Annotated in this window: 5 protein-coding genes; all 5 read left to right on the top strand. The window is 39.8% G+C overall.

All coding sequences use genetic code 11. The features are described 5' to 3' along the window. Window positions 1–465 precede the first annotated feature (465 nt). The 5 genes from IQ228_RS12370 (at window position 466) to IQ228_RS12350 (ending at window position 10628) form a co-directional block, all read left to right on the top strand. Complete coding sequence (locus IQ228_RS12370; protein WP_027404668.1) at window positions 466–1689, top strand: response regulator; 1224 nt, start codon at window positions 466–468, stop codon at window positions 1687–1689. 178 nt (window positions 1690–1867) lie between these two features. After that, window positions 1868–2239: a response regulator transcription factor gene (locus IQ228_RS12365; RefSeq protein ID WP_027404669.1), complete on the top strand. Its 372-nt coding sequence runs from the start codon at window positions 1868–1870 to the stop codon at window positions 2237–2239. A gap of 7 nt (window positions 2240–2246) precedes the next feature. Next, the gene (locus IQ228_RS12360) at window positions 2247–2780 is read left to right on the top strand and encodes a chemotaxis protein CheW (RefSeq protein WP_027404670.1); all 534 of its coding nucleotides are present in this window, start codon (window positions 2247–2249) and stop codon (window positions 2778–2780) included. A 31-nt stretch (window positions 2781–2811) separates the two neighbouring features. After that, the gene (locus tag IQ228_RS12355; RefSeq protein ID WP_193962974.1) at window positions 2812–5709 is read left to right on the top strand and encodes a methyl-accepting chemotaxis protein; all 2898 of its coding nucleotides are present in this window, start codon (window positions 2812–2814) and stop codon (window positions 5707–5709) included. 218 nt (window positions 5710–5927) lie between these two features. Continuing rightward, the gene (locus tag IQ228_RS12350; RefSeq protein WP_193962973.1) at window positions 5928–10628 is read left to right on the top strand and encodes a hybrid sensor histidine kinase/response regulator; all 4701 of its coding nucleotides are present in this window, start codon (window positions 5928–5930) and stop codon (window positions 10626–10628) included. The last annotated feature ends 263 nt before the right edge of the window (window positions 10629–10891 follow it).

Raw genomic sequence — 10891 nt, 5'->3', positions numbered from 1 at the left:
TGTATAAGAGACAGGGTTAGGGTGGGGTAATTTGAGGAATAATGGTGATTCGATAACTTGTGTGTACACCGTAGCCGTCTGGCTTTTGACCTAATTTTTGTCCCTCATTTGAGTGGATACCGATATATTACAACATTGAACTATGGGAGACATCATGAGAACATATAGAACTCCTATTTGATCTTAGGACTTACCCATTACCCACCCTCAATTAGTTTTAGTAAGTATTGTTACTTTATACTACTTAATATTATTCAGAGATCATGGACAGTCAAAATCAGAAAGCAAAGAGTAAGCTGTAAGAGAAGCCTATCAAGAAATTTATGAGACTCAGAAATTTTATTTATTAATTTAGACTGAGTGTAATCTATAGAAATAAACATTGTGCTGTTGCGAGGTATGAACCAGCTACTCAAAATCCCTCAAGTAATAACACTGGAACATCAAGGAGTGCTTTGTAGCTAAATGCAGGGAAACTTAAATGAGATTGATATTTGCAGTATTCTCCAACTAATTGAGTTAGGACAACGGACTGGACAATTATGGGTAGAAGCCCGCACATCATATCCAAGTCACCAACTCAGTGGAGAAGAAACCTTCAAAAATCGGCAAGGAGGAGAAAATACACCACAATCATGGTTTGTATTTTTTCTCAACGGTCAAATCGTCTATTGCCAAGCAGATGACAGTAGCTTATCGCGGATTGACGATTACCTGCGCTATTACCGAGTCGAACAGCCGCTTGAATCTAAACAACTGGCATCTCTAGCAGTCACTAATTCTCCAGAATATGCTTATATTTGGGCGCTTTTGGAGCAAAATATAATCACTCCGAAAATTGCTCGGACAATCATTTATGGCTTAGTCCAAGAAACTTTATTTGATCTGTTGAGCTTGCACCAAGGCAGTTTCATCTTTGAATTAGGGACAGCAATAGTACCACAATTAACCACCTTAGAAATTGCTCCATTAGTTGCCAAAATCACCAAACAAGTGCAAGAATGGAAGCAATTATACCCACATATTCAATCTACAGAACAATTACCCATTTTAGCCGATATGGCTAAATTAAGTGCCTCCTTACCAGAAGATACAGTCAAAAAATTACATAAATGGGCTGATGGAAAAACTTCTCTACGCCAACTAGCTCGTTATCTCAACCGTGATATTTTAACTTTAGCAAAAGCTATATATCCTTATGTGCAAGAAGGTTGGCTACAACTAGTATATTCAGACACATACAAACTGAGTAAAGAAAAACAAAACCTAGAAACAAAAAAACATAAAGGGCGGGTAGTATGTATTGAAGATACATTAGTGATTTGTGAGACGATAGAGTCTATTCTAAAATTGCAAGGTTATGAAGTGATTTCCATCACTCATCCCTTACAAGCTTTGAGTCTCCTCTTTCAACTCCAGCCAGATCTAATTCTCTGCGATATTGCCATGCCAGTATTAGATGGTTACGAGATTTGTGCCATGCTACGGCACTCCACATTATTTCGGTCTGTGCCAATTATTATGCTGACTAGCAAAGACGGATTTATTGATCGCGTTCGTGCCAGCATGGTAGGGGCAACTGATTATCTGACTAAGCCCTTTACAGATCAAGAATTACTCATGCTGGTAAAACAATATCTCAACTTAGATCATTGTCCAAGTATGCAAATAGGAGATAAGACTTGTTGATTGAGGACAAGATAGGGTAGAAGATGTGATCACAGGCATAAAATTTAGTTGTTTAACTCTCTTCCATACAAAGTAAAGTGGAGAAATAATAGACTTAATTTATACAGTTAACCTTTGCCATCACCGCAAATTATTTTCCTCGACGGGAAATCTAAATCAGGAGGCTAAATAGACATTTATGAGTACAATTCTCATTGTTGAAGACAGTATTGCCCAGAGGGAGATGATTACAGACCTACTGAAAGCTAGTGGCTTAAAAGTTACTCATGCCAGCGATGGTGCAGAAGCTTTAGAAGCAATTCAAACCACACCTCCCGATTTGGTGGTTTTGGATATTGTCATGCCCCGCATGAACGGCTATGAACTCTGCCGACGATTAAAATCTGATCCTAAAACCCAAAATGTTCCTGTTGTCATGTGTTCTTCTAAAGGTGAAGAATTTGATCGCTATTGGGGAATGAAACAAGGGGCAGATGCTTATATAGCAAAACCTTTCCAACCAACTGAATTGGTAGGAACAGTTAAACAACTCCTGCGAGGACAAGGATGAAAATAATATGGTTAGTAAACCAGATTTTTTAAGTGGTACAGGGCAAGATCAATTTCGTCCCGAATTACAACTAGAAAGTCCTGAAGGTGAGTTGCATTTGCGGTTTTATCTGCCCTCACGTCAGGAGTTTGCCCTGCAAGCCACGGGAATTCGGGAAGTAATTGAACTTAGTCCTGATCAGATTACACCAATTCCTAACACATCGCCCTTACTATTAGGTACGCTAAACTTACGGGGGCGCTTGATTTGGGTGGCTGATTTGGGTCAATTTCTGGGGGAAACAACGCCATTAAACACGGATTGCTCAGAAATTCCAGTCATTGCCATTGAAGATCAGGATACGATAGTAGGCTTAGGGGTAGAAGAAATTTGTGGGATGGACTGGCTTGACGTACAGTATCTAATGCCACAAAATAACGTACCAGATGCGATGGCTCCGTTTCTGCGTGGAGAATGGTTATTTGATACAGAAAAAGAAAAAAAATATTTGCGACTACTGGATCAAATAGCAATTTTGCGAAGTGCGCGGTGGGCAGGGTGAAATTAGTCGGAATTCAATTGGGAGGGAGGAAATGGAAGCACGTATAAATTCTCAAGACATAACTTATGATAGAGCTAGAACAGCCTATGAGCAGCAAGATTATGAATTAGCTGCGATAGTGATTAATCAGTTGATGCAGAATTCACCAGATGACCCTGATGCACATTTGCTAAAGGGACACATCTACTATATGTTGCAAGAATATGATGTAGCTAGGAGTGAGTATCAAATAGTATTGCGTCTAACAGATGATCAAGAAAGTGTTAGTCTTGTTCATAATTGTCTAGCAACTATAGATGAGTTTACACAGTCCTTTGGTGATGATGAATCTCTGTCTCAGGGGACAACTGAAGTATCTTTAGATTCAGGAGTTATGGGGAATTGGCATGGTAGCAACCTGGAAATGAACTCCTTTGAAGAATACGAATCACCCCTAGATATTCAAGAACATAATCCGTTTAGTGATCCAGATAGTCTAGAATTTGATAGCGATTCATTGGATACTGCCACAACTGATAATCCCTTTGGCTTATCTAGTGAATATCTCGCGGATAATCCGATATCAGATCAATTAGAATTATCACCTTTTTGGCAAGAAGGAATTTCTGCCGATCATAATCATGGGGATATTAATAACAATCTAGCTAATGGCAGTTCAGTCATGAGTAATGGTGAGGAGAGCTATTCACCTTTTGCAGAAACTAAATTATCGGTTGATGATGATTCTGAAAATCAGACTGAGCTATTCATGGGGGAAGATGAAGATATAGATAAATTGATGGATGATAATTCTCCAGACTTAACCACTAGTGTAAAAAATACATATTTGGAGATTAATGAACAGGCTGTCAACAACGATAATAATATAGGAAATAATTGGCAAAATAGCCAGGAAGATGACTTTTCTCTCAGTAGCCAAGATAGTTTACTGCATAGTATATCTGGGGAATCTGCACCTAGATCACAGACCCAACTCAATCAGCAATCAGGATCATTTATCACCGATTCTGTGCCACCACAACGGCAGTTTAATTTCAACTCCTCATCAGGAAAAAATAATTTTGATGATGATAGCTTTGATTTAGATGCGTTTGAATCGGCTTTTGGGTCAGAGGCTGAAGTAGATTCGGGGAGTGAAACCTTTGTTTCCACTCAAGATACAAGTAATATCTCTAGTGGAAATATTCGCAAGAACAATATAGATTTTCTCAACGACTTTGATGAATTTGATGATCTCGGTGATATCCCCGGATTTGAACTCACGGAAGATGATAGTTTTGATGATAGGCGAATGCTGTCAGAATCCCTGGATACTCAGGGAAATTCCCAATCTCAATTTGTGAATAACTCATTCGCTAATGAAAGAGGGGATACCTATCAGGATCTCAGTCATCGTGATGAAGAACTATTCACAATTACAGGCGCTCAAGAAGCAGTTCGGATATTTACCCAATCAGACGTTGCGAGGACAGAACCAATTGTCACCTCAGAACAAGGGCTATTTGGACCTTTTGAAAATGCTTCCTTAGACCATAAACAATGGTGGATAGCTGGCAGCGTCGGTTTGGTATCAATGTTGGGTGTAGCTCTGGTTAGTGCTTTGGCAATTTCCATTTCACCGGCTCAACAACGGGAATCCGTGAGAAATACAGGGTTGTTAATGGCTTTGGCGGCGGGAGCTACAGGTGCAGCTACTGCCGGGTTTATGGGGAATCTCACGCTTAAACAAATTCGCCGGACTACGAAGGACTTACAAGCTCAGTTTGATTCTGTGCGTCAAGGTAATTTGAATGTGGAAGCTACTGTTTATTCACAAGATGAATTAGGCTACTTGGCTACTGGCTTTAATGATATGGCTAGGGTAATTTTCACAACTACCAATGAGGCGCAACGTAAAGCCATTGAAATGGAAGAAGCAAAGGAAAACCTTCAACGTCAGGTAATTCGCCTTCTGGATGACGTAGAAGGAGCAGCTAGGGGAGATTTGACGGTTCAAGCTGAAGTCACAGCCGACGTACTGGGAGCGGTAGCTGATGCCTTTAACCTGACAATTCAAAACCTGCGGGATATTGTCCAACAGGTGAAAGTGGCGGCACGGGATGTAACTCAAGGTTCAACTAATTCAGAAACCTTTGCGAGAGCTTTATCTGGGGATGCTTTGCGACAGGCAGAAGAGTTGGCTGTGACGTTGAATTCTGTACAGGTAATGACATATTCCATTCAACGGGTAGCAGAGGCAGCCAGGGAAGCGGAAACTGTAGCCCGTGATGCTAGTAAAATTGCTCAGAAAGGGGGCGAAGCGGTAGAAAATACGGTGGCAGGGATTTTGGAAATTCGGGAAACTGTGGCAGAAACTACTCGCAAAGTGAAACGTTTGGCGGAATCTTCCCAGGAAATTAACTCTATTGTTGCCATAGTTTCACAGATTGCTTCTCGAACTAATTTATTGGCTCTTAATGCCAGTATTGAAGCGGCGAGAGCAGGAGAAGCGGGTCGAGGATTCGCTATTGTCGCTGATGAAGTGCGACAGTTGGCTGATCGATCTGCGAAGTCTTTAAAAGAAATTGAGCAAATCGTGATGCAAATTCAGAGTGAAACTAGCTCAGTGATGACAGCTATGGAGGAAGGGACACAACAGGTAATTCATCAGACTAAATTAGCAGAAGAAGCCAAGCGATCGCTAGATAATATCATCCAGGTAGCCGATCACATTGATATTTTGGTACGATCAATTACCAGTGATACCGTAGAACAAACGGAAACCTCCCGTGCTGTCGCCCAAGTCATGCAATCTGTGGAATTAACGGCGCAAGAAACCTCTCAAGAAGCACAGCGAGTTTCTGGAGCTTTGCAACACTTAGTGGGAGTATCCCGCGATTTAATTGCCTCCGTGGAACGCTTCCGAGTGGAAACTATCGAATCTAGGTAAGAGGCAAAAGTCAAAAGGCAAAAGGAACAATTAATGTCTACCTCTGTGCCTAGTACAACACGGTGTAAATAAACCAACCATTCTAAATCGTTAAAAAGCCTATACTGTCTTCGTTTTGACTTTTGACTTTTGCCCTGCGGTACTAGTCTGTTAACTTTTTTGTTTACCATGCGCCTTTTCTTGCACCTTTTACCTGTAGTAAGCCGATTTAATTAACTATGCAGCCGGAACAACAACAACGGATTTTAGGTTACTTTCTCGAAGAAGCCAGAGAACACCTAAACACTATTGAACAAGGACTACTGAATCTTCAAGGGACACTGGAAGATTCAGAAATGATTAATGAAGTCTTCCGTGCAGCCCACTCTATCAAAGGTGGTGCAGCTATGTTAGGTCTGAGTAGTATTCAGCACACATCCCACCGTCTTGAGGATTGTTTCAAAATTCTTAAAGAACATCCTATTCAAGTAGATCAAAGATTAGAGTCTTTGCTATTGGACATCTGTGATACATTAAAAGCCTTGATAGACAATCTTGGCAATCCCTTTGGGTTATCAGAGGAAAAAGCTCAAGCTTTGATGTCAAAAACTGAACCAGTCATGCAATGGCTGAATGAGCATATAGAACTACTGCTAAAACAGGGTAATAATCAAGTATTAAGTCCTAGTAGCGCATCTCCTACCCGGTTGCACATAGAGCCACCTGTTTCCCCACAGATACAAAATTCACGGATACCAAATAAACAAAATCAGGATTGGAGAGAGTTTCAAGCACAGGTGTTACAAGTTCTGCGGGAAATGTTGCAACAGTTTAAAAAAACTAACCTAGAGACTTCCCGTAACAATTTACAAGAATGCTGTCATCAATTAGTAAAAATTGGTAGAGAATTAAATTTATCAAATTGGTGTAATCTGTGTGAATCAGCAGCCCTGGCTATATCCAATCCCGATAATAGTTATTTAACTTTAGCCAAAATAATTATTACTGAAATTAAGCAAGCGCAAGAATTAGTTCTCCAACATAAAGATGGGGAAATTACTATTAGTCAACAATTAGAAAATCTGTTTCCTCTTGCACAACTGGAGTTATTAGAATTTGCAGAAACGGAAATTGGGGAAACTTTATTTACAGATACGAAAGAAATAAATTTAGAACCCAACATCAATGGATTTACCGAACCAGCTTTGTTTGATCATCAATCAACTGTGTCCGAAAGCACTGAGAACTCTCCAGAAATAGGAATCTCTGAGTTAAACACTCTGGCTGATTTATTTGAAGGTGATACCCCCGATTTAGAAAATAATTGGCAACAAGAAGAAATATTAGAAGATATCACCAACTATCAGTTACCAATTACCAACAGTGAAGTTGAAGAGAATAATCACAATTTAGCTGATTTACTCTTCTTTGAAGATGACAATATACATAAGATAACTGCAAATAATCATGAGGATTTAAGTCTCTTATTTGATGATAGTTTATTAGAATCAGGGGATATAGCGGAAACAGTTAGTTATCAACCGATAGAATCTAGTAATCTGTTGTCAAATCATACAGATTTGCAATTTCCATCAGATGATGTGTTGCTAGAATTAATCTCAATTTCTAGACAATCACGGCAGCCTAATTCTGAAAATGAGACAAATAGTAGTAATAATTTAGAAGAATTATTGACCTTCATAGCCGATGATGAATTAATATTTACAGATGAAACAACTGAATCAGAAAATACTGCGATAGCAGAAATAGCTACAGAACCTCAAATCAATTTTGATAATTCCTTTTTATCGGCAAATACAGATACCAATTTTCCAGTAGAAGTTATTCCTACCAATGTAAAAACATCAAAAATAAAACCATCGGCACCAGAAAGTTTATCTTTAGATAATTTATTTACAGCGGTAAAACCCCAGCCACCACTAGTCAATGAAATTGATGATTTATTCAGTCCACCAGAAATAACAACTAATCTTGCTAATTCAGTAGATGATCCAGATAACTTCTGGGATGATCTAGGCATAAGTGACTCAGAAAACACCTCTGTAATTAGTCAAGATATAGCTAAAGAACTAGAGGAGAGTTTATTTAGTGCATCTGTTGAAATTGGCACAAAATATCAGCAATTAACGACAAATAATCATCTAGATAAAAAAGGGTTTAATCCAACTTCCCAAGAAGAATATTTTGATTTATTCTTCACATCAGATAGCGATACTGGGGCGCAAGCCATAGATAATTTATTTGGTGATTTTATAGATGTCAACTCTAACAATGTTTCCCAATCTAGAGAATTATTTCTACCAGAAATTAATAGTTTTTCTCAACCTCCAGAAGTAACAGCAGATCAAGAAATTTTTGAGCCTGTTAAAGATGGCAATGATGACGGTTTGATTTTGTTTAAAGAGGAAATAACGTCTTCTAAAGCCGGCACTGATCTAGATTTTACCTCTAATTTTGCAGATTTCGACTTAGAATTAGACTCAATTTTGCTAACAGCAATAACTACAGATAGTGCCGTAGTGGATGAAACTTACTCAGAATTAGAGTTAGAAAATCCATTACAATCATCTTCAATAGATGATTTTGCGGCAATAGAAGCATTATTGGATGAACCTGTAGAAGATATAGTAGAAGCATCTTCAATAGATGATTTTACGGCGATAGAAGCACTTTTATCCACAGCATTAGGAGACTTTACTAATCAGGAGTCAGAATCTATCTCAGGGGAAGATTTAGCAGCATTAGAAGCATTGTTGGATGAGGTGGGAGACAAAGAAGCACAGATAATTATTGGACAGACACCAGTAATTGTTCAACCTGTAGTCACAAACTCTCAAAATACTTTTTCTTCCTTGGGATTAGAAGATGAATTTAGTGAATTAGAGGATTTATTAGAACAGGCTGATAAAACAATATCTGGTTCGTCTGCCCCATCAGGAAAAACTTCTACTAGCAAAATTCCCATCCCCCGTCCGACAACTCGACGAATGATAAGAGAAGAAAGTATGAAAATTCCAGTTAAGCAACTGGATGATATGAGTAACTTAGTCGGGGAGTTGGTGGTAAATCGTAATACATTAGAGCAGGATCATGAGCGTCTGCGACAGTCTCTAGATAGTCTTTTGGTTCAGGTACAGCATCTATCAGATGTGGGAGTGAGGATGCAGGAATACTACGAGCGATCGCTCTTAGAAGCCTCTCTCCTATCCAGTCGCCGTTCTCGAGAACATGATCGACCACCATCAGGCAATTCCCATAATCGCGGGTTTAGCGAAATTGAAATGGATCGGTTTACGCCCTTCCATATCCTGGCGCAAGAAATGATTGAGTTCATCGTGCGAGTCCGGGAGTCAGCCAGTGATATTGACTTTGTTACCGAAGAAACAGAACAGGTAGCAAGACAGTTACGCCAAGCAACTAGTCAACTACAAGAAGGATTGACAAAAGCCCGAATGGTTCCATTTAGCCAAGCTGTTGATCGGTTACGGCGAGGGGTGCGGGATAATGCCATTAGATATGGCAAACAAGTAGAATTAGTCACAGAAGGAGTGGATACCTTAGTTGACAAGATGATTTTGGATCGTCTCACAGATCCATTGACTCATATGGTCAATAATGCGATCTCTCACGGCATTGAAACCCCAAAAGTTCGGGAAGCCGCAGGTAAATCACCCGTAGGTATCATTAATATTCGCGCCCTACAACAAGGAAACCAAACGATTATTTCTGTCAGTGATGACGGTGCAGGTATTGATCATCAAAAAGTTAAAAACAAAGCCGTTAAAAAAGGTATCCTCACCCCCGAACAGGCAAAAACCATGTCTCGGATTGACACTTACGAACTTTTATTCCTCCCCAGCTTTAGTACCGCCGATGAAGTAGACGATATCAAAGGTAGGGGTGTGGGCATGAACGTCGTCCACAACGATATCAGCGAAATTCGCGGTACTGTTGGTACTGACTCTACACTAGGTCAAGGAACGACCTTTACCATTCGTCTACCCGTAACCCTAAGTATTTGTAAAGCCCTATTCTGCATCTGCGATCGCACCAGAATCGCTTTTCCAATGGATGGTGTGGAAGATACCCTAAATATTCCCAGCAAAAACATTCAGCAAGATGCTGACGGAGAATCATTTATCGTCTGGAGAGAGATTATTCTACCCTTCAAGCCTTTAAAAGATATCTTAGTTTTTAACCGTCAACTTAGTCGTGGCAACATCTATGGGACTAAAAAAAATGATGACATGATTTCTGTCATCGTTATCCGTTCAGGCAATACAATGATCGCTTTACAAGTTGATCAAGTCCTCAGTGAACAAGAAATTGTAATTAAGCAATTTGAAGGACCAGCACCTAAACCAAGTGGCGTAGCTGGTGCTACAGTTCTTGGTGACGGTATGATCATGCCCATTGCTGACGTACTAGAAATCATCGACATCTTCCAAGGCAAGATGTCTAAAAATATCGGTGGCAATTGGCAGCAAACAAATTCACCATCAGTAAACACCATCTCCGCTGACAAAGTAGAAACAACAGTATTAATCGTTGATGACTCCATCACAGTTCGAGAACTTCTATCTCTTACCTTTAGCAAAGCTGGTTATCGGGTAGAACAAGCCCGTGATGGGCAAGAGGCATGGGATAAACTTCGTTCCGGTTTATATTGCGATATCGTTTTCTGTGACATTGAAATGCCTCGTTGTGATGGATTAGAATTGCTGTCTCGAATGCAGAAAGATGGTTCTTTTGGCAACTTACCTATCGCCATGCTTACCTCTCGTGGTGCAGATAAACATAGACAAATGGCACTACAACTTGGTGCTAGTGGCTACTTTACTAAACCCTATTTAGAAGAAGCACTTTTAGAAGCAGCTTCGCGGATGCTAAAAGGAGAAAAAGTCGTAGTTACAGCTTAATGAAGAATACTAGGACAACACGACGTAAATAAACCAACCATTCTAAATCGGTAAAAATCCTATAGCATAGTAGGTTAGCATTGAAAATCGTCGTTATGGCAAGGCAAGAGGCAAGAGGCAAGAGTGAAGAGAGTTTAGGCAATTTTACTTTTCCTTACACAGATTGGTTGTATTGTGTTCACCTACTTAGTATTAGTAGTTCGTCAAATTTATTTTGACGGGTAATGATCGAAAAAAACTTCTGTTCTCCCCAACCCCCCCAC

The organism is Dolichospermum sp. LEGE 00246 (assembly GCF_015207865.1).
Taxonomy (GTDB): Bacteria; Cyanobacteriota; Cyanobacteriia; order Cyanobacteriales; family Nostocaceae; genus Dolichospermum; species Dolichospermum heterosporum.
Note: the sequence above shows the minus strand (reverse complement) of the source record. Positions and strands in the feature narration are given on the sequence as shown.

Coding starts and splice junctions, on each gene's coding strand:
- IQ228_RS12365 (WP_027404669.1), top strand. CDS start 1,868: ATGAGTACAATTCTCATTGTTGAAGACAGTATTGCCCAGAGGGAGATG.
- IQ228_RS12350 (WP_193962973.1), top strand. CDS start 5,928: ATGCAGCCGGAACAACAACAACGGATTTTAGGTTACTTTCTCGAAGAA.
- IQ228_RS12370 (WP_027404668.1), top strand. CDS start 466: ATGCAGGGAAACTTAAATGAGATTGATATTTGCAGTATTCTCCAACTA.
- IQ228_RS12360 (WP_027404670.1), top strand. CDS start 2,247: ATGGTTAGTAAACCAGATTTTTTAAGTGGTACAGGGCAAGATCAATTT.
- IQ228_RS12355 (WP_193962974.1), top strand. CDS start 2,812: ATGGAAGCACGTATAAATTCTCAAGACATAACTTATGATAGAGCTAGA.